This is a genomic window from Anatilimnocola floriformis (assembly GCF_024256385.1).
Taxonomy (GTDB): domain Bacteria; phylum Planctomycetota; class Planctomycetia; order Pirellulales; family Pirellulaceae; genus Anatilimnocola; species Anatilimnocola floriformis.
On the sequence record NZ_JAMLFW010000001.1, the window covers coordinates 5,632,903 to 5,657,904 of the forward strand.

Below are 25,002 nucleotides of genomic sequence, written 5' to 3' on the forward strand. Positions count from 1 at the left end.
AGACTGGATACTGGTTACCGCGTAGCGTTTACTGCTCGAGTACTTCAGCCGGCACTTCCGCCGGCAGATCCACCGGTTCGGTGACACCGCTGGGGATGTAGCTCGTGTTGAACTTGGGTTCGGCCGGCGGAGCCGCAATCGGCTTGCTGGTCGTATTCACATCGCGTGATTCCTTCACGCGGTCGTCGCTCATTTCGACAACGTTCAAGCGGCCACCGCTCCACTTCTCGACGACGTACTTCTTCGCCGGTTTGGCGGGCACAACTTCCTTCAGACCCAGCAATTGGCGACGAGTGACGATGTCCGAACCTTCAATCGGTTCAGCTTCCAGATCCTTGGCGGCAACCAGGTTGACGCTGAGGACGCCGGTCCGCTGAGCCACGACCAGTTTGTTGGCATCGGCCGGCTTGACAGCGACGGTCAGCGTTTGGACGTTCCGCTGCACGCGAGTATTCACGCCACGGATGAGCGGCCGGCTAGCGGCGGAATCCACGACGAGGACGTTCCGCATCAGCGTGCGAGTGGCCACTTCACCGATCTCCGGGTGAGTTCCTTCGACGGTCAGCGAGATATCGACATAGTCACCTTCGCCGAAACGCTTGCCGCCGGATTCTGTGTTAGCGACGCTCACCGTCACCGCTCGCATACCAGCCGGAAGCCGATCAGCCAGGTCTGGCAGAGCTTCGCCGATTTCAAGCAGGTATTCTTCGCGAATCGCCTGGCCAGCCTTGATGATCTGGTTGGTGATTCGCCCTTCGGCGATTGCCACGTTGGCAAAAGTTCCCTTGGCCGCCTTCGACGTACGAGGAACGTATGCGATCAAGAGGTCCGCCGGGAGCAGCTTGCCGCTCTTGGGAATGTTGTTGCGGGCAAACACGACCTGCACGCCCGGATCGATCGGAGCCGGAGCCGGCGGAGGTACAACGACCTTCGCGACTGGAGGTTTGTGCATCGCCTGTTTGACGATGTAAGCGGCCACGAGGCCGAGTACCAGGGCCATCACGCCAAAGGTCACGGTTGCGGGACTAATTCGTTTCACTGCAAAATCTCCTCACCACTGCGAATGCTGTAAATTCCGAAAAGATTAGTTATTCCTTGCGAGTCACGTACGTTGTCGTGATCTCTTTACCAGCCAGGCTAATGCCGAAGTACTTAAGCAAATCCGGGGCCGCCTGATCCGACTCGACGTTCACCGTCACGCTGACGATCGAACCCGAAGGAGCGCTCGACAGCACTGTGCCGGATATGTCTTTGACAAACCCGCCGCCGGAATCGACGTAGATCACCGTTTCCTGAGCGCTCTGCCAGATGTAACCGTCAAGTGCGGCATTTACCGCAGCTTCAACGCTGGCTTTGCTGGAGCTAGGCAAGGCCGAGTTGCGGCTGCCGTGAGCGGCCGCTGCTCCCACGCCTTGCGACGACATGAGCAGAATGCCGAACTCGACCGTGGCCAGCAGGACCATCAGCAGAATGGGCAGGACCATAATCAACTCGAGCGCGAGCACAGCTCCCTGGCGTGTGCGGCGTTTTTTAGTGAATTGTTTCATGATCTTTACTGAGTGAATTGATTTCGAAAGTCGTGAGGTATCGCGTCAACGTTTCGCAACACTTTGTTGCCATTCAGCAACCGAAACCTCGATTTCTGCCAGCTGGAATACTGTTCTTAACTCCGAAGCAACATCCAGGCCAAAGTCAGGTACGTGCCAATCGCAACTGGAATGGCGAAGGGGAGAACACGTTTCGTTTTCTTAGCCTTCGCGTCGGCATTCACGGTTCCGCCGTTAGCGCCGGCCGTGAGGAATTTGCGCTGCGTGCTGCTGATGCCGCTGGTGACAACGCTGCCGAACATCAAGCTCATCGCCATCAAGGCCGCGATCCCCGCGCCACAAGCAAAGGCCACCAGAATGCCGATCGGTCCCAGCCAGGATCCAAGAGCGGCCAGCATCTTCACGTCGCCCATGCCGCCGCCGCCGAGCAACCACGGCAACAGGAGCAGGCCGAAGCCGATCGCAAATCCGGCGAGCGCCATCCACGGGCCAAAGCCATTGGGCGCAAAAGAGTGATAGAGCAGTCCCAGTACTGCGGTCGGCACCGTCAGCCAGTTCGGGATCTTGCGTGTGCGATAGTCGGTGAAGGCCGCGGCGGTGATGAAACCGGCCACGAGCACGACATAGTCATAACCCACAATCATCGGCGGCCTGCCTTGATAGTGAAAGCGGAAGTGAATACACGGAAAACCCACCGGGCGCACGAATGCGCACCGGGGGCACCTTGCTCTGCAACTCTAGGTTGAACTTTAGGTTTTTCCGGCGGAGGTGCGGCTTCATGCCACTCCCTCATCCGAATGTTGCCCGTGGGCAACGCTCACTCCCGAAGAAATGCTTGCACTGCGCGGAATAATCGTTACGAAACGAAATTCTTCCGCCTGGAAGCAAAATTAGGAATCGCTGTCGTCCCGCGGGAACTGACCGATCACACCGCCGCGATCGCAATCCTGAAAGGTATGCGTGGGCTGCGTATAGGTGATTGCGGGAAACGGCCCAAAGGCCGCGAGCGTAAAGCTCTGGTCGATATTCAGATAGGCCTCGGCCACATCGCCGAGCTCATCAATGATGGCATCGCGACCTGCGGCCAGGCCGCCGACAATTCCGAAGACAACGAGGATGCCCAGGATCGTCCACTCGAAGGAAAGCACGCCGTCGGTTTCCTGCCACAGGGCAGAGATAAACTTTTGCATGAGGAACACCTGCAGTTGAAAGATGAGATCGTTCAGAAGTGGCCGAGACGCAATTCGATTACGAATCGCTGTCCGTCACTCCCTGCGGTGTTTGACCGATCGGCGCCGCCGCGCGAGTGCAATCGGTATAAACAAAGTCTTTCGCTTGTTCCTGAAAATCGCTCGCCGGCGTAGTGAAGTCGGCCGTACCGTTGCCGTCGAAATCGATCGACAGGCCTGCCAGACTAAAGCTCTGGTCAATACCTTGAGCGGCTTCGGCAAAGTCGCCCAACTCATCGATGATTGCATCGCGAGCGCCGGCCAGGCCGCTAACAATGCCGATCACGAGCAGCGTTAAGAGCATGGTCCATTCGAACGAAAGGACAGCGTCTTGTTCGACCCACATCTTCTGGAGGCAGCGTTTCATGTTGCTTTTTTCCATCGCATGAAGCGCGCCGGCAACATTGCCGACGCATCGGTTAACCAACAAATTCAGGAAGCGGCTTTCTCGATGCGCTCTGTGTTTCTGCGGCCGCTGTCATCGTGACCTGCGGCAATTTTGTTCGGCGAACGGTGTTCGCCAGGGGCAACATGGCCTCGTGATCCAGCTCTATTGCAAGCCGGATGCCAAAAGCCAGCGATTGATTACGAATCGAAGTCGTCAAGTTCAGCGTGCTCGAGCGAGCTCTGGTTCGGCAGGACGTTGTTGCCCAGACGATCGCAGTCGGTGTAGATCAAAGCGTCGGTAAACGACGAATCGCTGGCCGAGCTGGTGGTCGAGGCGTGGACTTGGATGAGCAGCGGGAAATCGATCGTGTACGACTGATCGATCGAAAGCATCGCCTGTGCGGCGTCGCCAAATTCGTCGATGATCGCGTCACGGGCCGCGGCGATGCCAGAGACGATGCCAAAAGTCAACAAAGTGATGAGCAGCGTCCACTCGAACGAGATCACGCCGTCGTCTTCATTCCACATATTCGCGAGCAGGTGCATGTAAGTAATCCTGAGGGGTTGCGATTGTCTTCTCGTGCCAATCCTGGCAATTGTTCCGTTGGTTATGTCCGTTTTGCGTGCTGCAAGGAGCAAGCACGAGCCGTTGCTTAGGAGTCTGAGTCTGCTACGTTGCGCGGGTTCTGCCCGACAAACGCCGACCGGCTGCAATCGGTATATCGAATTGCATCCTGGAAACCGCTGTCGCTGGCGCCGCCCGTGCTGACGCCGTCGATGAGAAACACGAGGGGAAAGTCGATCGTGTAGGACGCATCGAGTGCCTGCATGGCCTGGGCGACGTCGCCCAGTTCGTCAATGACCGCATCACGCCCCGCTGCCAAACCGCCCACAATGCCGATGCACAGGAGCGAAGTCAGCAGCATCCACTCAAACGAGAGAACACCGTCTTGTTCCTGCCAGAGGAGAGTTGCGAACTTCTTCAGCGAGCTTGCGTTACGTTGCATGACTTTTCCTTTTACGTTCAATCCAGTTGTTGCCTGTGAACTGCGGAGGCAAATCGCCCGACGTGAACTCACCCGACCAAATTGGCCGGGTGAGTTCGTCGCCGTTCAGGCGATTCCGATTAGGAATCGACGTCCTGCACTTGTTGCGGACTCTGTCCAGTCGGCGCAGCCGAACGGGTGCAGTCCGTATACGTCAAAGCATCGGTGAACGACGAATCGCTCGCCGAGCTTGTCGTAGCGGCGTGCACTTGAACCAGCAGCGGGAAATCAATCGTGTACGATTGATCGAGCGCCAGCATGGCCTGCGCCACGTCGCCGAATTCGTCGATGATCGCATCACGGGCAGCAGCGACGCCCGAAACGATGCCAATCGTCAACAAAGTCAGCAGAAGGATCCACTCGAAGGAGAGGACGCCGTCCTCTTCCTTCCAAACACGAGCCAGAACTTTCTTCATCCCAAACTCCTAGTACCAGGAACACGGAAAACACGCGTGGAGCGAACCAACATGGTCCGTTCCCGTCGGCGCTAGTTGTGCCCAAGCGCCGACTTTCTCGTGCCGAGGTGCTATGCACCGGCCATGCCGCGCAGCAAAACACATCAACATTTTTCTGTTGATGAGGGCAACGCTACTGCAATTAGCTGTTATGTCGATTGGGCTTAGAGAAGATTACGCCGTGCTCAATTTTTCTCGCGGCGGAATTGCAATATCCGCATGTGTTGCCATCGCGATACATGCTGTGCACGAGCGCTGAAGCGCAATGTTTACGCCAGGCAACAGGCACGTTCAAAAAGCAGCACGGAAAAATCGCTATATTCGCTACGAGATGACTGCGATTGCGTGCGTAATTCGCGCATTTCTGCTGCGCATGTAGTAATGACGAAGGCAAGAAACAAAAAACTCCGCTGCTGGAGAACCAGCAGCGGAGTCTGCTTTCCGTGAACCAGCCGCCGCTTCGAACACTTTCGCCTGGTACAGCGAAAGAGTGAGTCTGAGATAACCTGACGGGGGGCACTCCCATCCTGGCTATCTATCATGCGGGCGTACAGTCACGACACTTCGTAGGAGGTTGGTAGCTGATTAAAATTCGAGGTTGAGCGCTTCAATGTATTGTTGTGAAGTCTAGCTCATGTTTCAGACGGTGAACCGTTGCTTACCTTTTTCGATTCTGCCTTTAACAACACTGCCGGTTAGGGCGATTTTTCTGAACGCTTTGTCAAGCGTTGTTACTGAGGGGCTGGAGCAGCTTCGGCTGGATCAACCAGACCTGCAGGGCCAGTGAGGCCCGGGCCGCCTGCACGCCATTTGAACTCTTGCACCTTCGGACCACCGCGGCTGCAATCACTGTAGGACATCGCATCGACAAACCGCGAGCTGGCGGCCGACGACGGAGTGTTGTTGATGCCATAGGCCCAGTCGTGCACACCGATCACCAGCGGGGCGTCGATGAAGTACGACTGATCGAGGCAGAGCATGGCCTGCGACAGATCGCCGAACTCGTCGACCGTGCTATCCCGCACCGCCGTGATACCAGCGACAACCCCGACAGTCAGCAAAGACGTCAACAGCGTCCACTCGAACGACAACACGCCATCCGTATCGTGCCACATCTTCCACAACAGATTCTTCACGGAAAAGCTCCTTAACCTCAGGCTGCACGCCGCCAGGTAAATCGCTGGAAACACTCCAGTCAATCTTTGGCGACTCTTCAGGGAAAACATCGTAAACATGTTAACCGGTCTTACCGGCATGTTTACTATCATTGGCAGAATCCGTACCAAATGCAAAACAGGCGCGAAGAAATCTTGTCACAATGTTCGCAAGATGAACATCCGTAAAGAGTTAAAGACACTAACGAGTGTTTCGCGCAAGAGACAAGATGTTCAGCCGATGTAAAGCGATCTTAGCGCTGCTGCGCGGCGTGCTTGACACGATGTTCAGAAAACTGAACAGCGGGCTTAACATTCGAGGCGAAATGTCAACGCGCGGGCGCGCCGCGTTTGAAAACCGAATCGCGCGGCGCTAAGCAGATTGAAGTTCAGCGGCCTGAACAACTCAAACGGCGACCTCGCGCGGCCGTTTTCTGAAATTTGAACATTGCCGGACGGATCGGGACGGCCTTATGCTACCGATTCCTCTCGTCGCCCCGCTTCTTCTAGCCAGGTTCAAATCATGAAATCCCGGTTCGCCATCATGTTGGCGTGCGCGATCACTTCGTCACTTCTGGGCTGCAGCGCAAAGCAGCCTGCGTTCGACCCGCTGCATGTGGTTGCCGGCAAGGTACAACGAGCAGGCACTCCGCTGGCCGGCGGCTTTCTCCGCTTCAATCCCATTCCCGACAAGCAAGAGTTCATCATCAACAGCAGCGTCGGCGCCGACGGAGCATTCAAGCTCACCACGGTCCGCACGACAGACTCCAAGGGAGAACGCCGCCCAGGCGCTCCCGCCGGCGAGTACTCTGTGGTCTATACGCCAGACTCGCCCGATCAAACCGCCGCCAATCCAATCACCTTGCCGCAGAAAGTCGTAATCGAAGCCAAAGAGAATACGCTCACGCTGGAAGTGCCAGCCCGTTAATAAGAAGAGGTATCGGGAGGAAGATTACCGGAACGATATGCTATCGCTCCCCCTTTGACGAGCGAGTAAGCTAGTACGCAATCGAAGTACTTTGCCAGACCACCTTTCTGAGCGCGAAACCTCTTCCCTATGTCGCAGCAACATCGATCGGCTCACCGAGGTATTCCCAGCCCTTCAGCGCGACAGCGCAATCAACAAACGGGAAAGCGGCACACTCGGCTGATCTACGAAGCGCTCGAGAGCCGCTTTTGTTTGAATTCCGATCTGGGATTGGCGTTTGCGCTGACCGGCAATGAGATTTATGGCGTGTCGGATATGGACCGGGATGCGGCGGGGAATTTTGTCGTCGCCAGCGATCAGAATTTGCAGAAGTATTCGGCAACGGGAACGCTGTTGTGGAACATTCCCGTGGTGTCGGCCTACTTCAAGCATGTCGACATCGATGCGGCTGGTAATGTTTATGCAGCAGGCATTTACTTCAGCACTACGTTGACAATCGGCGGAGCGTCGGCGACCACCAATGGGCAAGTCGATTGGTTCCTCTTCAAGTTCAATAGCGCGGGGCAAGCTTTGTGGGGCCGGTCAATTGGCGGCATCAAAGGGGACGAGATCTACGACATCTCGGTCGACAGCGCGGGAAACGTTTACGCCGTCGGCGAATTCAGCGACACGATGACGTTTGCCGGCAACACGATGACGAGCGCGGGTGGCACCGACGCTTACGTGGTGAAGGTATCCCCGAACAATGTGCCGCTGTGGGGACGACGACTGGGTGGAACCGGCGACGACGATGCCATTCGCGCCGACGTCGACTCCAGCGGCAATATTTACTTCATCGGCGAATACAACAGCGCGGTCACCGTATCGGGCAGCATTTCGCTTCCTGCCGCGCAGCAGTTCGGCAGCCGCTATGTGGCGAAGCTCACGTCGACGGGAAATTTTGCCTGGGCTCAAGGACCTTATGCCTATGACGGTGGCCTCGAAGATGGCGCGATCGCCGTTGATCCGGCGGGGTCGGTCGTCATCTTCAGCAACTACGACGGTACTCCCGATTTGGATCTGGGGCCCGGCGAAGCGATTTTGTCGCAGCAAGGTCCCAGCGGCAGCGACTTCGACAGCTATGCCCTGAAACTCTCGCTCGATGGCCAGTTCATTTGGGCCAAGGGGTTCGGCGGCGATTCGTTTCAGGACTTTTGGCGAGTGGCGATCGGCCCAGCCGGCAACATTTATGTGGCCGGTGTGTTCCACGGCCAGCATTCAGACTTTGACCCGTCCGAGCGGCAGTTCTTTTTGGCGCCTGATACTTACGACGCATACCTCCTCACCTTATCGACGAATGGCGACTTCATCGCCGCGCGCAATTGGGGCGGCGGCAGCGTGGATGAAGCCACCGGACTAGCTGTCGATTCACAAGGCCGCGTCTATCTCGCCGGCAGTGTTGGCAGCGGCGGCACGGTGGATATGGATCCCGGGGCCGGGACGTACAACTTGACCTTTGGCAACAGCGGCAACTACATCATGCGGCTGGATCCCAATAGCAGCTCCGTGGAAACGCGACTGTGGAACGACCTGGATGGCGACGGCTTGCAAGATGCCGATGAGCCGGGACTCGCGGGCGCTGTGGTGCAACTGTATGCCTCGCCCGATGCGGTGATCGGGGGCGACGATGGAATGCGCGCGTCGGTCATTACCGATGAGACGGGCCGCGTGCGCGTCGATGGCTTGTTGAGCGGTAACTATTACTTCGTGGTGCGCACGCCTGCTGGCCTGACCATTCCGACAGCCAACGTGGGGAGCAACGAACTGCTCGATAACGATTTGCTGCCGACCGGCAACACGGCGATGTTCACGCTGGATCCTGGCGAATTGAAAGTCGATCAGGATCTGGCCCTAACCGGCACGCTGCGGAATTTCGGTATGGCGTTTCAATACGACAAGCCGGATAGCACGGCCACGCACGAGATTTTCACCGACGCGGCGGGCTATATCTATTTGCTGGGGAAGTCGAGTTCGTCGAACGCCGATCTTGATCCGGGGCCGGGCACGCTCATCACGAACGCCTTCACGAATGGCGCTTTCGTCGCCAAGTACACTCCCAGCGGCGCGCTCGTCTGGTATCGCCCTTTTGACAGCAGCACCACGGCCACCGATCTGGCCTTCGATGCAGCCGGCAACATTTACGTCTTGTCGCACTTCAGCTCAACGCTGGCCGACGTGGATCCGGGAACGTACAAGACGCGCGAGATCGCTTCGGCAGGGAGCACCGATATTCTGCTGGTGAAGCTCGACAGCGACGGGCAGCTCGTGTGGTTCAAGCAATTTGGCAGCACCGGTGCGGAGGTCGCGGGTGGACTCGAGTTTGATGCCGCGGGCAACCTGGTGATGACTGGGCGGTTCACGGGCACCGTCAATTTCGCTTTCCTGCCAACTGACTCGGCCACGCTGACGAGCGCGGGTAACACCGATGCCTTTGCTGTCAAAATCGATTTGAATGCCGGTGTCGTGTGGGCGAAAAACTGGGGCGGCACCGCGCTCGATGCGGTGAGCGATGTGAAGCTCGATGCCCAGGGAAATGTTTATCTCGCGGGCTTCTTCAGCGGTACTGCCGATTTCGATCCCAACGCAGCGCAGACAACCAACCTGACTTCGGCTGGGAGCTCGGATGCGTATCTCTCGAAGTTGAATGCCGACGGCACGTTTGCCTGGGCAGTGCGCTATGGCAATACGTCAACCGACGATGTGATCTCGCTCGCGCTCGATCCGAGCGGTAACGTGATCACCGTCGGCAGCTTCAGCACCACGATCAATATCGGCGGCACATCGCTGACGACCGCTGGGAGTACGGATGGCTACATTGCCAAGTGGAATGCGAGCGGCAGCCTGCAATGGTTGCGGCAATTTGGCGGCACCGATGGCGATAGCGCGCTGGGCGTGACGACGGATGCTGCCGGCGCGGTGTATGTCAGTGGGTCGCACGGTCGGAATGGGAATTTTGGCGATGGTACGACCGTCGTGCCATTTACTAGTGTGGGGACCACGAACGCGTTTGTCGAGAAGTTTTCCGCGAGCGGCCAGTATCAAACGCTGTACGACCTTCCTTCATCGAAGGACGGGCGCGCCAATTCCGTGGTGATCAATCCGCTCAATCACCGCATCCATGTTGCCGGCGAGTTCATTGGGACCGTCGACTTCGATCCCGCCGCGGGATCGTTCCCGCTGACGAGCGCGTCGACCTTTCAATACTCAGCGTTCGTCGGGCAGATCATTCCTGATAGTGAGCAACCGCAGCTGTCGCTGCCGGCGAACAGCGTGACCGAACAACAGGGGATTCAGCCGATTGCCCCGCTGATGATTTCTGGGAGCACGCATGAGACGTACACGCTGCGAATCGTATCGGGGCCAGCCGGTGTGTTCTCGATTTCGGGGAACAACCTCATCGCCGATTCGCGGCTGATTAATTACTCGCTGACTCCGATGTTGCAAGTTGAAGTGCAAGCGATTGGTTCGCATGGTTCGCTTTTGCAGAAGCAGTTCACCATTAATGTGCAGGACATCAATGTCGCGCCCGTGGTTGCCGAGATCGCCGAGCAGAATGGTCAGATCAACGTGCCGGTCGCGGTGAATGGTTCATTCAGCGATCTCGATGCTGGCGACGTTTGGGAAGTGATGGTCGACTACGGCGATGGCGACGGCATCGAACCTTTGGCGTTTGATGGGAACACGTTCGCGCTCAATCACACCTACACCAGTGGCGGTTACTACCAGGTCACGGTCGTCGTGAGCGACGCGGAGGGACTGACGGATGCGATCACCTTCCAAGCCGTCATCAATCCGCTGCCGCTGCCGGTGATTGCTTTTACGGCTGGCAGCCACTGTGGCGTGCGCGGCGAAACGCTGCAGTTCGCCGCTTCTGCCACCGGAGGTACGTTGCCGGCGGGGGCGAACACGATCACTTGGAATTTCGGCGATGGTTCGCCGCCGCTCACATTGCCCGTCGCTTCGGCTTGGCAGAATCAAGCGCATCTATTCTCCGTCGCGGGTGAATACACGGTAACGGTAACGCTGAATGCCGGTGATGGTCGAACGGTGTCGGCGGAATACGACGTGACTATCTCGCCGGTCGAGGTGCGGACGGATCCCGGCAATGCGGATTATCAAACGCTGGTCGTTGGTGGCACTACTCGGCCGGACGTATTGCGCGTCGTTCCGGGCAGCGCTGGTGAGCTGAAGGTTTTTGTCGGCCGGACGCTGATTGGCACTTATCAAGACGTGGAACGCGTGGAACTCAACGGCGCCGACGGCGACGACATGATCATCGGTGCTGGCGATGTCGACTTCTGGCTGCAAGGCGGCGCTGGCAACGACACGCTGATGGGGAATAGCGGCAACGATGTGCTGCAAGGCGGCAGTGGTGACGATCTGCTCCGTGGCGGCGCCGGACGCGACATCCTCGTCGGCGGTACGGGCATCGATCTAATCGATGCCGGCGACGGCGAGGATTTGCTCGTGGCCAGCGAATTGAATCTTTCCAATCTGGCAAGCGGACTGATCGATATCCATAAGGAATGGACCTCGACGCGCACGTTTGTCGAACGAGTCGATAACCTCAAAGGCGACAATAGCGGCCCGCGCGACAACGGCACCACGTTGCTGCTCGTCAATCAAACCGTCGTTGACGATGTCGATGCCGACACGCTGCTGGGGGGCGCTGACAACGATTGGTTCTTTGCCGACGAGGGCGAAGATGCCTATCCCGATTTGATCGCTGGTGATGTGCTAGATCTGCTCGGTTAAAACCGCGTGGGAGCGAATTGCTTCACTCCCACGCTTCGGATCACCACCAGCGATTCACGGAATCGCCGTCACCACGCCGCTGCCCACCGTGCGGCCACCCTCGCGGATCGCGAAGCGGCTGCCGATGTCGACGGCGATCGGTTTATCGAGCGACACATGCACGAGCGCGTTGTCGCCCGGCATTGCCATGCCTTGATCAGCCGGCAGCTGAATCTCACCGGTGACGTTGGTCGTGCGAAAAAAGAATTGCGGCTTGTATCCGCCGAAAAACGGCGTATGACGGCCACCTTCTTCTTTGCTCAGCACGTACACTTCCCCCGTGAATTTCACCCGCGGCGTGATCGTGCGCGGCTGGGCAATCACCTGGCCGCGCTGGATCTGCTCGGTTTTGATGCCGCGCAGCAGCAGGCCCACGTTCATGCCAGCCACACCTTCGTCGAGCGGTTGCTTAAACGCTTCGACCGCCGTCACCACGCTGCCGAGCACTTCGCCCAGGCCCAAAATTTCGACGGGTTGCCCCGCCTGGATTCGGCCCTGTTCGATCTTGCCCGTCGCCACGCAACCGCGACCTTCGATCGTGTGTACCCCTTCGATGGCCATGAGGAACGGCCTGTCGACGATGCGCACGGGATCAGGAATGTGCCGATCGAGCGCGTCGAGCAGTTCGACGATACAACGATTCGCTTCCGGATCGCTCGGGTTGTCGAGCGCGCCTTTGGCATTGCCACGAATCACCGGCACGCGGTCGCCGTTGAAGCCGTGCTTCGTCAGCAGTTCACGCGTCTCCAGTTCGACGAGCTCGAGCAAGTCGGGATCGTCGACCAGGTCGCACTTGTTCAAAAACACGACCAGCTCCGGCACGCCGACCTGCCGCGCGAGCAGTATGTGTTCGCGCGTCTGCGGCATTGGTCCATCAACGGCCGAAAGCAGGAGCACGGCGCCGTCCATTTGGGCAGCGCCGGTGATCATGTTCTTGATGTAGTCTGCATGGCCGGGGCAATCGATGTGGGCGTAGTGACGCGTCGCCGTTTCGTAAGCCACATGACTGGCCGTGATGGTGACCGTCTTGGTGGGATCGCGAACGATGCCGCTCTTGCTGATTTCGCCGTAGCTCTTGAGCCGGGCCAGGCCCTTGGTTGCTTGCACCGCCAGGATGGCGGCTGTGAGGGTGGTCTTACCGTGGTCGATGTGACCGATCGTGCCAACGTTGACATGAACCTTGTTCACGCGAGAAACTCCCTGGCTGCAACGAGCAGCCGTCATGGGAAAGTGGCTCTTTCGCCCAACCGCGTCCTGCTTTAGTTTTTAAAAATCGCAGGCGGGTCTTTTCTCTACAACGAGTAAACCCAGGGCGTCTGAAAACCACGAAATGCCGACAGGCGAAGAGATAGACACAGCAGTTCATTGCAAGGTTCACCGCCGTTTTGGATTTTATCTCACTACGCAATTTTGCCAGCAATTGAACTACTCTCGGCAATTCCCAACACAGCAAAGTACTCCATGCAAATCGTCACCACCAACTGCTCCCGCTATCATCACGCCGAGTTCGTGCTGGAAGCAAAGCACGACTATTTGCAGCAAACTCTCCAATCAGTGGGGACGACGATCGAGCAAATGGTAGCGTCCGGCTCTCGTTTCAAACCGAACCAAACTTTTCAAATCGGCTTGTCGCAGACGATGGTCAAGCCGTTCGATCAATGGCGACTCACGCTCGTCGAACCCGACATGGTCAGCTTTCCGATTGCCTGGACGTCGGGGATTTCCTGGACGGTGCAGCAGTTATTTCTGCAGAGCAGTTGCCTGGGATCGGTTGGCCTAAAGCCTGAGTTGCAGAACGTGGTGCTCAATAAATCGCTGATTGTTTGTCGCCGCTATGCGGAAGCCGGTTTTCTCATGCACCGTTCCGAACCGAGTGATCAAAACGACAGCGGCTGGTACTTGGGCTGCAATGACGAGGGCCATAACCATGATGACCCGCGCAATCTCGAGCGAGTTTCGCTCTACGCGGCGCTCTTAAGGCAGCCCAGCATCGGTGCCTTCCTGACCTTTCCCTTCGAATCGGAGATTCAGATCGACCCGCAGCGCGGCCTGCGACTCTCGCTTCACGAGCAGCCGATTGCAATCCCGCCAGGTACTTTTCTCGCGGAGTGGTTCAAGCGAAAGTAGGTTCATGAAACAACTACTCTTCCTCTGCACCGGCAACTACTACCGCAGCCGATACGCCGAGATACTGTTCAACGAACTAGCACCGCAGGCCGGACTTGCCTGGCAAGCCTTTTCGCGCGGACTGGAGCCCGATCCGCGCAATGCCGGGCCGATGTCGCAGCACACGATGGCCGCCCTCACTCGGCAGGCAATCAAGTTCGATCAGCACCTGCGCATGCCGATTCGTGTGACTGCGGCTGATTTTGAACTGGCCGATCATGTCGTGGCCGTGAAGGAAGCCGAGCATCGGCGGATGATCGAACAGGGATTTGCGGCCTGGTTGCCGAAGGTGGAGTTCTGGCACGTGCACGACGTCGACTGCTGCGGGCCTGAGGAGGCGCTGCCGCACTTGGATCGCGAAGTGGCGACGCTGGTCGAACGGCTGAAAGCCGCGCACACTCCAGCTTGAATCAAGATTCTTTTGCACAGCGAGACACCTTCATGTGGAATCTCAGCGCCCCATGGTACGAATTCGTCATTCGCGCCATCGTTGTCTTTGCGTTCTTGCTGCTCCTGTTGCGGCTGGCTGGCAAGCGGCAAATCGGTCAGATGACACCGTTTGATCTCGTGCTGCTGCTCGTTATCAGCAATGCCGTGCAGAACTCGATGAACGGCGGCGATAACAGCATCACTGCGGGGCTGATTCTCGCGGCCACGCTCGTGGGTATCGATTCGGCGCTGGGCTGGGCTGCCTTCCGCAGCAAGCGGATCGATCGGCTGCTGGAAGGAAAGCCTCTCATTCTGGTCCATAGCGGCAAGATCGATGCCGACGCCCTAGCCGAAGCAGAGATGACTCGCGAAGACCTGCAAGCCTCGCTCCGCGCGAATGGCTATACTGCGGCTAGCCAGGTACATCTCGCGATTCTGGAAACGACCGGCCGAGTCTCCGTCATTCCAAAGCCTGCCGAAAATGAAAAATCACCGACTTAGCCGACTCCAGGATTGCGTGCGATGAAAATCTATCTACTTGGTTTGCTCTGTCTCACGCTAGCAATTCCACTCAGCGCCGCTGAACCGGCTCGCAAAGTTCTTTACATCGGCATCGATGGCACGCGGTTCGATGCCATCGAAAAGGCCGATACGCCGCAGCTCGATGCACTGATGAAGGACGGTTGCTATTCGCCAACGTGTTTGATTCTCGGCGAGCGATATCAAAAGAACGACACCGTCAGTGGGCCGGGCTGGTCGTCGATTCTTACCGGCGTGTGGGCTGATAAGCACGGTGTCAATGACAACCGTTTCGTCGGCAGCAAGTACACGGAGTTCCCGCACTTTTTTGTGCGACTCAAAGAGGCAATTCCCACCGCCCGCACCGTTTCGCACGTCACCTGGGAGCCGATTCACAAGTTTGTCACCGCCTCAGCCGACGTCTCGGTGAACTACGAAGAGAGAGCCCACGGCGTGCTCGATTACGATCGCTACGACAACGCCGCTGTCGCTGCCTCGGTGAAGGAACTGAGCGAAGGAAATCCCACCGCACTATTCACCTACATCGGTCAGGTTGACATCGCAGGACATACGCATGGTTTCCATCCGAGTGTGCCGCAATACATCGAAGCCATCGAACGGGCGGATAAACTCGTTGGCCAGCTCATCGCCGCGATGAAGGCTCGCAAAACCTTCGCCGACGAGAACTGGCTGGTCGTCGTCATCAGCGATCACGGCGGTAAAGGCAAGGGGCACGGCAGCGGCCACAAGTCGCCCGAGATTCTCAACAGCTTCTTGATCGTCAGCGGCGCGAACGCCGAGCGCGGCGAAATCGACGGGCCGACGTATCTCGTCGATGGGCCTGTTACCGTGCTCACGCATCTGGGTGTCAAGCTAAAAGACGAATGGCAGCTCGACGGTCAACCTCGCGGGCTGAAGAAATAGCCGGCTGGCGATTATTTTTCGATTTCCGGCTTCGGCTGCTCTGCCGGCTTCTTTTTGCTTGGCAGGAATGGGTAAATCCATTGGCCGAAGTAACTCTCCGGCACGTCGTTGCTATGCACACCGTAATACGCCGGCCAGCGATTGCCGGGCAAGTGAAACGTACCGAAAACCATGTCGAGCAGCGGAAAGTGGACCGCGAAGTTCTTGTCGATCGCTTCCCGCTCGGCGCCGTGATGCCAGTGATGAAACTGCGGCGTGGCAAAGATGTAGCCGAGCGGCCCAAAGTTGAACCGCAGGTTGGCATGAATGAAGACCGAATAACACTGCCACAAAAATGATATACGCAATCATCGGCCCTTGATTGAAACCCAGCACATACGCCGGCACATAGATCAAGCTACGCGTCAGAGCCAGATCGACCAAATGAATGCGATTGCCTGCCATCCAGTCCATCACCTCTGCTGAGTGATGCACCGCGTGAAACTTCCACAGCCAGGAGATTTCATGAAACATCCGGTGTACCCAGTACTGCACCAGATCGGCGAGGAACATGATCTCGAGAAACTGCAGCCACGTCGGCTGACTGCGAATCCAACCTTGCACCGTTGGATTCACTGCCCAACCAAACAGCACAAACGCCGGTTGCAACGTGAGATAAGCCGTGATCTGCACCATCAGCGCGCTGACAAAGAAGTACGTCAGGTCAATCGCCCAGCCTTTGCGAAAAACGTCCTGATGCAAACGGCCGAACAGCCTTTCGAGCGGAATGAACACCAACGAATAAACGACGAGCACCAACAAGCCGTAATCGAGTCCTAGATAAACGTCCTTCTTATCCCAATCGCCATCAATTGGAACCGTCGACCCGCCGAGCAACGCAGCCACAAGCACCAGACAAATGCCGAGCATGCCGAGCGTTTTGTTGTGCCGCAAAACCACGCTCAGCATGCCGAGCGCGAATGAACCGACGAGGATCAAGTGAATGAGCGCGCGAATGATCGGCAACGGATAATGCTCGCGGACATCCGGCACGGTCAGATACTGCGGAAAGTGCAGACAGAGCACGGCGCCAAGGCCGAGCACGCCGAGAGCAACCGACAACGTGCCGCTGATCCAACCGGTGCCGAAGTGGCGAGGGGAGTTTGTTTCTGTGGCTTCCGGCATGACCCCGCTCCGTTGTGTATTCGCCAACAACGCTCGGCAAAAAGTTTAACTAATCCTACTTTTTGTAAACGTCACCCGGCTCGACCATTCTTGAGGCCACCACGCGCACTCCGTTTTCATCGACTTGCCGGAAAAAACAGTTGCGATAGCCTTCGTGGCAGGCTGCACCCACCTGATCGACCTTCAGCAGGATCGTATCGGCGTCGCAATCGATATAGACCGATCGCACCGTCTGCCGATGGCCGCTCTCTTCCCCCTTTCGCCAATATTTGCCGCGGCTGCGGCTCCAATAGGTCGCCTGACCGGTGCGAATGGTTTCTTCAAAGGCTTGCTGATTCATCCAGGCCAGCATCAGCACTTCACCGGTCTCGGCATCTTGCGCGATGGCCGGCAGCAACCCATCGTTGCGCGAGAAATCGGGACCGGTGACGTTCGTAGCGGTGGCAGACATGGTCTAACTCTTCTTCCGTTTCTGCGGTGCTCTTTTGGCGACCTTTTTCGTGGCCACCTTCGACTTCGCGGTCTTCTTTTTTGGCTTGCTCTTCTTCGCCGCGCGGGCCACTTCAATCGATTTGGCAGCCCAGGCCGACAATTCAGCAGGGCGTTCGATCACTTCCAACGGCACTTCATAGTACTGCATCACCATCCGTTCATCGCCGAACGGACAGAACGGGCTCATTCCCGCCGCGACAAAGTCGGCCCGATTGGTATCGTCGACTTTCAAGTACAAGCGATCCTCGGCCAGCAGGGCAAAGAACAACTCACCGGCATAAATGCCCACGCCGCCGAACATACTCCGATCGCGCAGTTGGCGAACGTTGGGGCGGAGTTGTTCGGCAACCCACAAGCGAAATGTTTGACTGACCGGCATGGCGGCTATTTGGCGGTGCACATGGACTCGTCAGTCTATTGTGAACCATTGCTATGGGGCTCACAACCGACGCCAGATGAAAGCGACAGCCGGAGCTAATCGCGGGTTCGCGCCTGGGACGATGCCACTAATCGCTTTGGCGGCGAGTACCACTGCTCCCCCGTGTCTGAAGGCGACCACTCCGCGAGCCCCGGCTACGCTTCCTGGTCGAACGTTCTTCAGCCGGGCCGAGCGGCTTGCCGCCCACTCTTCTGCGAGGCACCCTTGAATAACACGCTCAGTCTGATCATGCCCGTGCGCAATTGCGAAGGCACGCTGGCCCGGCAAGTGGCACGCTGGATCGAAATCATTCCGGAACTCACCCAGCGGTTCGAAGTGCTGATCGTCGACGATGGTTCGACCGATCACACGTTCGACGTCGCGACTGAGTTGTCGCGCGAGTATCCGCAGATCCGCGCTCTCCGCAACACCGTCAGCCGAGGCTCGCAACAAGCCGTTCGCACCGGCATCGAACAAGCCCGCGGCGAAGTGGTCTTCGTGCAGGACGAAGACGCTTCGATCAGCAGCAACGATCTGCGTCGCCTGTGGGAAATGCGGCAGGATAAGCAGCTAGTGATGGCCCGCACGCCAGCCAAGCCGCTGAACCTGAAGCCCGAGTTGCTCGATCGGCTAACCGCTTGGGGAGAAGCCCTGAAGCAGCACGCCAGTGAAACCAACCAAGCCGGTGCCATCCATATGATCCGCCGGGGCGCGATTGAAGAAATGCGTTCGGAAGACGCCGAGCCTGTCGTTGCCATGCACTCGCGAACCGATGCCAACCACGAAGGTGGCATGCAGCGCGGAGTGCGCAGCTTTCTCGGTCACCTGCGCGAACTGGCGCTCGGTGAATAACAGTGTCGTCGATCACTCCGTGCTCGTGGGTTGAGATCAACCGACCGCGCGCCGCCGGAAGAGCTCCGCGACTTTCGGCGTGTTTGGCAAGCGGAGGGACGCGAAAATCGACGATAATGGTCACTGCGGCAAATCGTGCGCAATATCCCCCGCCGCGGTAAACATCCGCACGACGCCGGGGCGCAAGCCACGAAAGGCTGCCGCATAGCGATTCGGGTCGTTCTTCGGGCCCGGCAGGCTGCGAATCAGGATCTGCTTTACCTGGTTCGGAAAATGACGCGCCGCCGCGCCGTAGATCTCTGGATCGGCTTCGACGCTGTCGCCGACGAGCACGAATTTGCGTTGCGGGAAGAGCTTGAGCAGCGAGTGAATGACAACTGCTTTCGTCGGCTTGCGCAGTAGCAGCTTACGCAGCAAATGATCGCGCAGCCGAAACGCGCGCAGGTGGAACGAGCCAACGGGAAAACCCGACGCGCCGAAGAGCGCCTGCAAGTGCGGATAGAGCTGCCAGGGGCAAGACGAGACGTAATGAAACGCCGCGCCCTGCGCTTCCCAAGACTGAAACAGCTGTGCCATGCCGGCGATTGGTTCAAATTCCTTGAGGAAGGTATTCGCGAGCAGCGTGCGGCGGCACATGACATGCGAATGCTTTAGCGTGTCGTCGATATCCGAAATGATCGACACACCCTGCGGATCGACGAGGTGAACTTGCCCTTTCAGACCCAGCGTGTCGCCGGCCTGTGTGCAGACCTCGAGGGATACCTGCCGGTGGTTGGGCGACGTCGCGGTGATTAGCGGCGAGAGGTGCTCATCGGCGACCTTCAGCGTGCCGACGAAATGGCCGTTGGGTCGGGTCTTGCGCGGCAACGTATGGACGGCATCGCCTAGTTTGACGGCGATTTGCTTGCCGGCTTCATCGTGAGCCAGAAACCGCTGGATGCGGTGTTGGAACAGTTGCGTTTCAAAAGCTCCCGCCGGAACCCGCATGACCCGCTGGAGCACCTTCAACAAAAACCGCTTACCGAGGCCGACGGGTCGCTGCGAAAAGACGTCGCCATGCACCTGCACGTGCCATGTCCGTCCGTCGGCTACTCGGTAGCCGATCGTGGGAAAGAGAACGACTTGGGCGTTGTTCTCGCGCAGGTTGGACGACGCGTTAGAACCAGTCGCACTGGTGCGCCGCGGCAACATTCGTGAAAGCACTTTGGCCAGAACTCCTAAAAACCGTCCCTAGCTCGACTTGACTAGACCTTTCTCGGGGGTCGTTGTCAAGTTGAAGTGACGAAGTTGAAATTAGCGTCCCTCTCAGGCTTAGCATGAGGCGCGTCACTAGGACCGCGGCGACTACACAGACTTGAGTTGCGCTCATTGGAGTACGTACAATAAGAGCTCCCCGCCCATCTCACTCCCGCCGGCAACACCATGCTAAACCTTGCTTGCCGCTGCCTTTCGGGAATCTTACTGCTCTGCTTCACAGCCGTCGCGTTGGGAGCCGAACCGCCGAAAAAACTTAGCTTTGAGCTCGATGTGCAGCCGGTCCTCGCCGCCAACGGCTGCAGCGTTGGTGCCTGCCACGGCAAAAGTCGCGGCCAGAACGGCTTTCAGCTGTCGCTCCTCTCGTTTGATCCCAACTTCGACTACGACGCCCTCACCCAGCATGCCCGTGGTCGTCGACTCTTTTTGGCTGCTCCCGAGCGCAGCCTGCTGCTGCAAAAGGGTGCCGGCCTCGTCCCCCACGGCGGCGGACAGCGACTCGATCCCGAAGGAGCCGATTTCGCACTGCTGCGCGACTGGATTGCTGGCGGAGCCGTGCGGCGGATCGAAAATGAACCGACACTCGTCGGCGTAACACTCCAGCCGACGCAGGTCGCGCTGGCTGCTCGCGAAAAACTGCAGATCGTCGTGACGGCGACGTACTCCGATGGTTCGCAGCGCGACGTGACCGCGCGCACCGCCTTTCAATCGAACGAACCTGCCATCGTCGCCGTCGACAAAGGCGGCTTGATCACCGCCGGTGCTCTGCCGGGCGAAGCGACGCTCATGGCGCGCTACATGACCGTCATCGCAACCTGCAATGTGGCCATACCCGTGAGCGGCGATGTCGATGCAGCTCAATACGCCGCACTGCCGCGCAAGAATTTCATCGATGGCCTGGTTTGGAACAAATTGCAATCGCAAGGACTGCTCCCCTCGCAACCGTGCGACGACGCTACGTTCCTCCGCCGCGCTCATCTCGATGTTATCGGTCGTCTGCCGACGGCGGACGAAGTGCGGAGTTTTCTCGCCGATACGAAAAGCGACAAGCGTGAGAAGCTCATCGACGATTTGCTCGCACGACCCGAATACGTCGATCACTGGGCCGGCAAATGGGCCGATCTGCTGCGGCCGAATCCGTACCGAGTCGGCATCAAGACCGTAATGGCGATGGATACTTGGATTCGCGACAGCCTGCGCGAGAACAAACCGTACGATCAATTCGTGCGCGAGATCGTGACCGCCGAAGGGAGCACCTGGAAAAACGGCGCTGCCGTGGTCTTTCGCGATCGCCGTGAACCCGCGGAACTGACCACGATGATTTCGCAACTCTTCCTCGGCACGCGGCTCGATTGTGCGAAGTGCCATCACCATCCGTTTGAAAAATGGAGCCAGGACGACTTCTACAGCTTTGCCGCGTATTTCTCCCGCGTCGGCCGCAAGGGCACTGGCCTCTCGCCGCCGATCTCCGGCAGCGAGGAATTCATCCTCCTCGGCAAACCCGTGAAAGTTACACACCCTGCCACCGGCGCCGAAATGTCCCCGAAGCCGCTCTACGGATCGGCGCCGCCGATCGAAGAAGGGGCCGATCCTCGCCGAGCGCTAGCCGATTGGATCACGTCGGATCAAAACGAGTTCTTCGTGCAAACGATTGCCAACCGCATTTGGGCCGAACTGATGGGCCGCGGCCTGGTCGAGCCCGTCGATGATCTGCGAGCCACCAATCCGCCGTCGAACCCCGCCCTCCTCACCGCCCTCGGCAATCACCTGCGCGAACAAAAGTACGATCAGAAAAAGCTGATCCGCGCGATCTGCACCTCGCACGTCTACGGTTTGAACGTGAAGCCCGAAGGCTCGAACGTCCAAGACACCAAGAACTTCTCCCGCCGTTACCGCACTCGGATGCGAGCCGAAGTCCTCGCCGATGCCATTTGCGATATCACCGGCTTACCCGAAAAATATGAAGCCATGCCCGCCGAATCGCGGGCCAGCCAACTGTGGACCACGCGGATCGACAGCCTGACGCTCGATACCTTCGGCCGGCCCGATCCGAATCAGGATCCGCCCTGTGAGCGCCTCGCCGACGGCGCCGTGACGCAGGCCTTGCACTTGATGAACTCGAAAACGATCCAAGGCAAAGTCACCTCCGACGACGGCGTGGCCAATAAACTTGCCAAGAGTGAGCGCTCACCCGATCAGATCGTCGAAGAACTCTACATGCTCTGTTACGGCCGCTTACCCGACGCTGCCGAGCGCGACATCGGCGCGCAGGTGTTCGCCCGTCCCGAAACTTCTCGTCGCCAATCCGCGGAGGACCTGCTATGGGCATTGCTCAATACGCCCGAGTTTTTCTTCCAGCGATGATGGTGTGCGGACTGCTCGGCAATGCGTTCGCGGCTCCGCCTGATGTCACGTCGTTGTTCCCAGTTGGCGGTGCGCTCGGCGAAACGCCAGAAGTCACCATCACAGGCACCTTCAACAACTGGCCGGTCAAATTCTGGTGCAGTAACGATCGGCTGAAAGCCGATTGCGGCAGCAGCAAGGGAAAGCTCGTCATCAACATTCCGAATGACGCTCCCTGCGGCATCGCCTGGATTCGACTAATCGATGACGAAGGAGCTTCGCAGCCCCGGCCGTTCATCGTCGCGGCCCAACCGAGCGTGCGCGAGAAGGAACCGAACGATTCGTTCCGCATTCCGCAGGATGTGCCCCTCCCTGCCGTCGTTCACGGCAAGTTCGACAAGAAGAGCGATACCGATACTTATCGCGTGGAACTCGACGCGGGACAAACGCTGGTCGTCGCGCTGCAGTCCTACGAAATCCTCGGCTCGCCCGCCGATGCCGCGTTACAGATTTGCAACGAGCGCAATCAGGTCCTCGCGATGAACCAGGATGCGAGCGGACTCGATCCGATGATCACGTTTCGCGCTGAGACGGCAGGTTCCTATCTCATCCGCACTTTTACCCTGCCTGCCGCGCCCGATAGCACCATCAACTTCGCCGGCGGCGAACTGTTCGTCTATCGACTGTTGGTAACGACGGGCCCTTACGTCGATCACACACTGCCGCTGGCTGTTTCGCGCTCGCAGCCGACGGAAGTTCAGCCCAGAGGTTGGAATCTGCCGGATGAGAAAACCACGCTCATCGCACCAGCTGCGAGAACGAGCGAGCCCTGGTTCTGGTCGCCGCAACAAGCCGTCGGTTTGGTGCCGCTCGCAGTGGTCGAAGTGCCGCTGGTTGTGACGAATCGCGATGCCATAACTGCGACGGGCCAGGGAATCACCGTACCGTGTTGCATCAGCGGCGTGCTCGAGCGGCGGCACTCGGCGCATCGCTATCTCTTCACGGGAACGAAGGGGGCCAAGCTCTCGATCACGGCCGAGTCGGCGGCATTGAACTATGAACTGGATCCTGCGCTGAAACTGATGGGCCCTGACGGCAGCGTCATCGCCGAAGCTGACGATTCGGCCAAGAATCCGGATCCATCGCTCAGCGCGACCCTTCCCGCCGACGGCCAGTATATTTTGGAACTGCGCGACACCTTTCACGGCAGCGGCCCGCGACACGTCTATCGCCTGACGATCGGGCCGCAGCAGTCGCGCGTGACGATCAGCGTCGCGGCTGGCAATTTTGTGATCGAGCCGGGCAAGACGGTCGAGATCCCTGTGACGATCAACCGGCAGAATTTCAGCGATGAAGTGACGGTGACGGCTGCCGACCTGCCGGCCGGAATCACCGTGGCCGAAGCGAAGTCGCAAAATAAAGGGGACACGGCGAAAACGGTGAAGCTGATTTTCACCGCCAGCGAAGAAGCCCAGGCCGGCCCGCTGCGGATCGTGGCGAAGAGTGGCTCTGAAGAAGCTGCCAGTGAACTCGCCACTGCGAGTTTTTCTCAAACGCTCGGTGGCAGCACCTTTCAGCATTTTCAGCCGTGGCTGGCTGTGAAGAAAGCGAAGTAGCTTCGATGGATCAACCACTCGACCGCGCCGCCGCGCTCACGCTGATGCAGGAATACGTGCAGAGCGAATCGCTCCGCCGGCACATGCTCTGCGTCGAAGCGGCGATGCGAGCGTACGCTCGCAAGTTCGGCGAAGATGAAACGGCCTGGGGCATCGTCGGCCTCTTGCACGACTTCGACTATGAACGCTGGCCGAATCCGCCCGATCATCCGCTCCAAGGCGCCGTGATTCTGCGCGACCTCGGTTATCCCGAGCACATCATCTACGCGATCAAGTCGCACGCTGTTTATTTGCCCGATTGCCCGCGGGTGAATCGCGTCGACAAAACGCTCTACGCCTGCGACGAGCTCTGTGGCTTCCTCATCGCCTGCGCTGCCGTCCGGCCCGAAAAACTCGACGGCATGGAAGCCAAGAGCGTGCGGAAAAAACTGAAGAACAAGAACTTCGCCGCGGCCGTGAATCGCGACGACATCGACCGCGGCGCAGCCGACCTGGGCGTAGATCTCGATGAGCACATTCAATTCTGCATCGCCGCACTGCAGCAGATGCCGGAATCGAACTGAGCCATGCGTGAATATCTCCGGCCCATGTTGCCGATGCTGGCGGTGCTGCTCATCCCCATCGTGCCGTTCCTGCTCTTTGCCTGGCTGTATCCCGGCTGGGAAGATCAGGTTGCAAAATGGGGCCAAACGAACCAATCGCAGTGGTGGACGGCCATCATCATCATCGGCCTGCTCGCCAGCGATATTTTTCTGCTGATTCCGTCGAGCGTCCTCTGCACAGCAGCCGGTTGGCAGTTCGGCTTGCTACTCGGCACTCTTATCGCCTGGACCGGCACTTCGCTGGGCGCAGTGATCGGCTTTGCAGTGGCAAAAAGAATCGGCACGCCGATCGTGTCGTGGCTGACAACACCGAAGGAACTCGCCCGCGCGGGAGAACTCACGCGGCAGTTCGGGCCGTGGCTGCTGGTCATCGCTCGCGGCATTCCGGTGGTCGCCGAAGCGAGCGTACTGTTCGTCGGGCTACATCAAATGCCCTGGCGAACATTTCTGCCGCCAGTACTCTTCAGCAATCTGGTCCTGGCGTTTTTGTATGCCGCATTTGGGCGCGTAGCCGAGCAGTTCCAACTGCTGCCGCTCGCCATCGGCGTGTCGATTGGCGCGCCGGTGCTGATGATTGCAGCGTTCAGGCTATGGTTGTGGATGCGGAATCGAGAGAGCTAAGTCTCGCATCCCGCTTCTCTCAT

At 58.4% G+C, this 25,002-nt stretch carries 26 protein-coding genes and 1 pseudogene; 11 read left to right on the forward strand and 16 right to left on the reverse strand.

What is annotated here, in order from left to right:
* Positions 1 to 28 precede the first annotated feature (28 nt).
* The 10 genes from cpaB to M9Q49_RS22370 form a co-directional block, all read right to left on the reverse strand.
* The gene (cpaB, locus tag M9Q49_RS22325; protein WP_254511047.1) at positions 29 to 1,039 is read right to left on the reverse strand and encodes a Flp pilus assembly protein CpaB; all 1,011 of its coding nucleotides are present in this window, start codon (positions 1,037 to 1,039) and stop codon (positions 29 to 31) included.
* Positions 1,040 to 1,088: 49 nt separating this feature from the next.
* The gene (locus tag M9Q49_RS22330) at positions 1,089 to 1,547 is read right to left on the reverse strand and encodes a TadE/TadG family type IV pilus assembly protein (protein WP_254511048.1); all 459 of its coding nucleotides are present in this window, start codon (positions 1,545 to 1,547) and stop codon (positions 1,089 to 1,091) included.
* A 116-nt stretch (positions 1,548 to 1,663) separates the two neighbouring features.
* On the reverse strand, positions 1,664 to 2,191 hold the full coding sequence (locus tag M9Q49_RS22335; protein ID WP_254511049.1) for a prepilin peptidase: 528 nt from the start codon (positions 2,189 to 2,191) through the stop codon (positions 1,664 to 1,666).
* 246 nt (positions 2,192 to 2,437) lie between these two features.
* On the reverse strand, positions 2,438 to 2,737 hold the full coding sequence (locus tag M9Q49_RS22340; RefSeq protein ID WP_254511050.1) for a hypothetical protein: 300 nt from the start codon (positions 2,735 to 2,737) through the stop codon (positions 2,438 to 2,440).
* Between the two features lie 58 nt (positions 2,738 to 2,795).
* Complete coding sequence (locus tag M9Q49_RS22345) at positions 2,796 to 3,143, reverse strand: hypothetical protein (RefSeq protein ID WP_254511051.1); 348 nt, start codon at positions 3,141 to 3,143, stop codon at positions 2,796 to 2,798.
* 52 nt (positions 3,144 to 3,195) lie between these two features.
* Positions 3,196 to 3,381 (reverse strand): hypothetical protein, encoded by a 186-nt coding sequence (locus M9Q49_RS22350; RefSeq protein WP_254511052.1) that lies wholly within the window; start codon positions 3,379 to 3,381, stop codon positions 3,196 to 3,198.
* Positions 3,362 to 3,709: a hypothetical protein gene (locus M9Q49_RS22355; protein ID WP_254511053.1), complete on the reverse strand. Its 348-nt coding sequence runs from the start codon at positions 3,707 to 3,709 to the stop codon at positions 3,362 to 3,364. The genes M9Q49_RS22350 and M9Q49_RS22355 overlap by 20 nt, the downstream gene beginning before the upstream one ends.
* Positions 3,710 to 3,816: 107 nt before the next feature.
* Positions 3,817 to 4,170 (reverse strand): hypothetical protein, encoded by a 354-nt coding sequence (locus tag M9Q49_RS22360; RefSeq protein WP_254511054.1) that lies wholly within the window; start codon positions 4,168 to 4,170, stop codon positions 3,817 to 3,819.
* Positions 4,171 to 4,289: 119 nt separating this feature from the next.
* Positions 4,290 to 4,625 carry a Flp family type IVb pilin gene (locus M9Q49_RS22365; RefSeq protein ID WP_254511055.1) on the reverse strand — a complete coding sequence of 112 codons (336 nt, stop codon included), beginning with the start codon at positions 4,623 to 4,625 and terminating at the stop codon, positions 4,290 to 4,292.
* Between the two features lie 770 nt (positions 4,626 to 5,395).
* Positions 5,396 to 5,800, reverse strand: coding sequence for a Flp family type IVb pilin (locus M9Q49_RS22370; protein WP_254511056.1), 405 nt, complete (start codon positions 5,798 to 5,800; stop codon positions 5,396 to 5,398).
* A gap of 541 nt (positions 5,801 to 6,341) precedes the next feature.
* Between M9Q49_RS22370 and M9Q49_RS22375 the strand changes: the two genes are divergently transcribed.
* Positions 6,342 to 6,746 carry a hypothetical protein gene (locus M9Q49_RS22375; protein ID WP_254511057.1) on the forward strand — a complete coding sequence of 135 codons (405 nt, stop codon included), beginning with the start codon at positions 6,342 to 6,344 and terminating at the stop codon, positions 6,744 to 6,746.
* A 129-nt stretch (positions 6,747 to 6,875) separates the two neighbouring features.
* Positions 6,876 to 11,540 (forward strand): PKD domain-containing protein, encoded by a 4,665-nt coding sequence (locus M9Q49_RS22380; protein ID WP_261365085.1) that lies wholly within the window; start codon positions 6,876 to 6,878, stop codon positions 11,538 to 11,540.
* A 54-nt stretch (positions 11,541 to 11,594) separates the two neighbouring features.
* Here M9Q49_RS22380 and tuf read toward each other — a convergent pair whose 3' ends face one another.
* Complete coding sequence (gene tuf / locus M9Q49_RS22385; protein WP_254511058.1) at positions 11,595 to 12,803, reverse strand: elongation factor Tu; 1,209 nt, start codon at positions 12,801 to 12,803, stop codon at positions 11,595 to 11,597.
* Positions 12,804 to 13,040: 237 nt separating this feature from the next.
* On the opposite strand from tuf, the gene M9Q49_RS22390 reads away from it, so the two are divergent.
* The 4 genes from M9Q49_RS22390 to M9Q49_RS22405 are packed head-to-tail and all read left to right on the forward strand — an operon-like array spanning position 13,041 to position 15,617.
* Positions 13,041 to 13,706, forward strand: a complete 666-nt coding sequence (locus tag M9Q49_RS22390) for an immunity protein Imm33 domain-containing protein (protein ID WP_254511059.1) — start codon at positions 13,041 to 13,043, stop codon at positions 13,704 to 13,706.
* A gap of 4 nt (positions 13,707 to 13,710) precedes the next feature.
* Positions 13,711 to 14,154 (forward strand): arsenate-mycothiol transferase ArsC, encoded by a 444-nt coding sequence (locus M9Q49_RS22395; RefSeq protein WP_254511060.1) that lies wholly within the window; start codon positions 13,711 to 13,713, stop codon positions 14,152 to 14,154.
* 32 nt (positions 14,155 to 14,186) lie between these two features.
* Positions 14,187 to 14,675: a DUF421 domain-containing protein gene (locus M9Q49_RS22400; protein ID WP_254511062.1), complete on the forward strand. Its 489-nt coding sequence runs from the start codon at positions 14,187 to 14,189 to the stop codon at positions 14,673 to 14,675.
* A 21-nt stretch (positions 14,676 to 14,696) separates the two neighbouring features.
* A complete protein-coding gene (locus M9Q49_RS22405; protein ID WP_254511064.1) occupies positions 14,697 to 15,617 on the forward strand; it encodes an alkaline phosphatase family protein in 921 nt (306 codons plus the stop codon).
* 11 nt (positions 15,618 to 15,628) lie between these two features.
* Here the strand turns inward: M9Q49_RS22405 and M9Q49_RS36160 are convergent, their stop codons facing one another.
* From M9Q49_RS36160 to M9Q49_RS22420, 4 genes and pseudogenes are all read right to left on the reverse strand, one after another.
* Positions 15,629 to 15,964: a sterol desaturase family protein gene (locus M9Q49_RS36160; RefSeq protein ID WP_390844613.1), complete on the reverse strand. Its 336-nt coding sequence runs from the start codon at positions 15,962 to 15,964 to the stop codon at positions 15,629 to 15,631.
* Positions 15,930 to 16,781: pseudogene (locus M9Q49_RS22410) on the reverse strand (sterol desaturase family protein); the annotation flags it as partial. The gene M9Q49_RS36160 and the pseudogene M9Q49_RS22410, both read right to left, overlap by 35 nt.
* A 55-nt stretch (positions 16,782 to 16,836) precedes the next feature.
* On the reverse strand, positions 16,837 to 17,232 hold the full coding sequence (hisI, locus tag M9Q49_RS22415) for a phosphoribosyl-AMP cyclohydrolase (protein ID WP_254511068.1): 396 nt from the start codon (positions 17,230 to 17,232) through the stop codon (positions 16,837 to 16,839).
* Between the two features lie 3 nt (positions 17,233 to 17,235).
* A complete protein-coding gene (locus tag M9Q49_RS22420; RefSeq protein WP_254511069.1) occupies positions 17,236 to 17,652 on the reverse strand; it encodes a TfoX/Sxy family protein in 417 nt (138 codons plus the stop codon).
* 264 nt (positions 17,653 to 17,916) lie between these two features.
* On the opposite strand from M9Q49_RS22420, the gene M9Q49_RS22425 reads away from it, so the two are divergent.
* A complete protein-coding gene (locus M9Q49_RS22425) occupies positions 17,917 to 18,543 on the forward strand; it encodes a glycosyltransferase family 2 protein (RefSeq protein ID WP_254511071.1) in 627 nt (208 codons plus the stop codon).
* A gap of 120 nt (positions 18,544 to 18,663) precedes the next feature.
* Here M9Q49_RS22425 and M9Q49_RS35810 read toward each other — a convergent pair whose 3' ends face one another.
* On the reverse strand, positions 18,664 to 19,746 hold the full coding sequence (locus M9Q49_RS35810) for an App1 family protein (protein WP_254511073.1): 1,083 nt from the start codon (positions 19,744 to 19,746) through the stop codon (positions 18,664 to 18,666).
* A 219-nt stretch (positions 19,747 to 19,965) separates the two neighbouring features.
* Here M9Q49_RS35810 and M9Q49_RS22435 point away from each other — a divergent pair, with 219 nt between their 5' ends.
* The 4 genes from M9Q49_RS22435 to M9Q49_RS22450 are packed head-to-tail and all read left to right on the forward strand — an operon-like array spanning position 19,966 to position 24,979.
* Positions 19,966 to 22,161 carry a DUF1549 and DUF1553 domain-containing protein gene (locus tag M9Q49_RS22435; protein WP_254511075.1) on the forward strand — a complete coding sequence of 732 codons (2,196 nt, stop codon included), beginning with the start codon at positions 19,966 to 19,968 and terminating at the stop codon, positions 22,159 to 22,161.
* Positions 22,119 to 23,756 carry a PPC domain-containing protein gene (locus M9Q49_RS22440; RefSeq protein WP_254511077.1) on the forward strand — a complete coding sequence of 546 codons (1,638 nt, stop codon included), beginning with the start codon at positions 22,119 to 22,121 and terminating at the stop codon, positions 23,754 to 23,756. Before M9Q49_RS22435 ends, M9Q49_RS22440 begins: the two co-directional genes overlap by 43 nt.
* A gap of 5 nt (positions 23,757 to 23,761) precedes the next feature.
* Entirely contained in the window at positions 23,762 to 24,319 is a 558-nt protein-coding gene (locus M9Q49_RS22445; protein ID WP_254511079.1) for an HDIG domain-containing metalloprotein, read from the forward strand.
* 3 nt (positions 24,320 to 24,322) lie between these two features.
* Positions 24,323 to 24,979: a TVP38/TMEM64 family protein gene (locus tag M9Q49_RS22450; RefSeq protein ID WP_254511081.1), complete on the forward strand. Its 657-nt coding sequence runs from the start codon at positions 24,323 to 24,325 to the stop codon at positions 24,977 to 24,979.
* Positions 24,980 to 25,002: the final 23 nt, after the last annotated feature.

Excerpts from the sequence above, each read along its gene's own strand:
- M9Q49_RS22365 (WP_254511055.1), bottom strand. The coding sequence starts at position 4,625 with ATGAAGAAAGTTCTGGCTCGTGTTTGGAAGGAAGAGGACGGCGTCCTC.
- M9Q49_RS22335 (WP_254511049.1), bottom strand. The coding sequence starts at position 2,191 with ATGATTGTGGGTTATGACTATGTCGTGCTCGTGGCCGGTTTCATCACC.
- M9Q49_RS22395 (WP_254511060.1), top strand. The coding sequence starts at position 13,711 with ATGAAACAACTACTCTTCCTCTGCACCGGCAACTACTACCGCAGCCGA.
- M9Q49_RS22375 (WP_254511057.1), top strand. The coding sequence starts at position 6,342 with ATGAAATCCCGGTTCGCCATCATGTTGGCGTGCGCGATCACTTCGTCA.
- M9Q49_RS22405 (WP_254511064.1), top strand. The coding sequence starts at position 14,697 with ATGAAAATCTATCTACTTGGTTTGCTCTGTCTCACGCTAGCAATTCCA.
- M9Q49_RS22330 (WP_254511048.1), bottom strand. The coding sequence starts at position 1,547 with ATGAAACAATTCACTAAAAAACGCCGCACACGCCAGGGAGCTGTGCTC.
- M9Q49_RS22450 (WP_254511081.1), top strand. The coding sequence starts at position 24,323 with ATGCGTGAATATCTCCGGCCCATGTTGCCGATGCTGGCGGTGCTGCTC.
- M9Q49_RS22440 (WP_254511077.1), top strand. The coding sequence starts at position 22,119 with ATGGGCATTGCTCAATACGCCCGAGTTTTTCTTCCAGCGATGATGGTG.
- M9Q49_RS22340 (WP_254511050.1), bottom strand. The coding sequence starts at position 2,737 with ATGCAAAAGTTTATCTCTGCCCTGTGGCAGGAAACCGACGGCGTGCTT.
- hisI (WP_254511068.1), bottom strand. The coding sequence starts at position 17,232 with ATGTCTGCCACCGCTACGAACGTCACCGGTCCCGATTTCTCGCGCAAC.
- M9Q49_RS22435 (WP_254511075.1), top strand. The coding sequence starts at position 19,966 with ATGCTAAACCTTGCTTGCCGCTGCCTTTCGGGAATCTTACTGCTCTGC.
- M9Q49_RS22360 (WP_254511054.1), bottom strand. The coding sequence starts at position 4,170 with ATGCAACGTAACGCAAGCTCGCTGAAGAAGTTCGCAACTCTCCTCTGG.
- M9Q49_RS22390 (WP_254511059.1), top strand. The coding sequence starts at position 13,041 with ATGCAAATCGTCACCACCAACTGCTCCCGCTATCATCACGCCGAGTTC.
- M9Q49_RS22445 (WP_254511079.1), top strand. The coding sequence starts at position 23,762 with ATGGATCAACCACTCGACCGCGCCGCCGCGCTCACGCTGATGCAGGAA.
- M9Q49_RS22345 (WP_254511051.1), bottom strand. The coding sequence starts at position 3,143 with ATGAAACGCTGCCTCCAGAAGATGTGGGTCGAACAAGACGCTGTCCTT.
- M9Q49_RS22380 (WP_261365085.1), top strand. The coding sequence starts at position 6,876 with ATGTCGCAGCAACATCGATCGGCTCACCGAGGTATTCCCAGCCCTTCA.
- M9Q49_RS22400 (WP_254511062.1), top strand. The coding sequence starts at position 14,187 with ATGTGGAATCTCAGCGCCCCATGGTACGAATTCGTCATTCGCGCCATC.
- tuf (WP_254511058.1), bottom strand. The coding sequence starts at position 12,803 with ATGACGGCTGCTCGTTGCAGCCAGGGAGTTTCTCGCGTGAACAAGGTT.
- M9Q49_RS22355 (WP_254511053.1), bottom strand. The coding sequence starts at position 3,709 with ATGCACCTGCTCGCGAATATGTGGAATGAAGACGACGGCGTGATCTCG.
- M9Q49_RS22420 (WP_254511069.1), bottom strand. The coding sequence starts at position 17,652 with ATGCCGGTCAGTCAAACATTTCGCTTGTGGGTTGCCGAACAACTCCGC.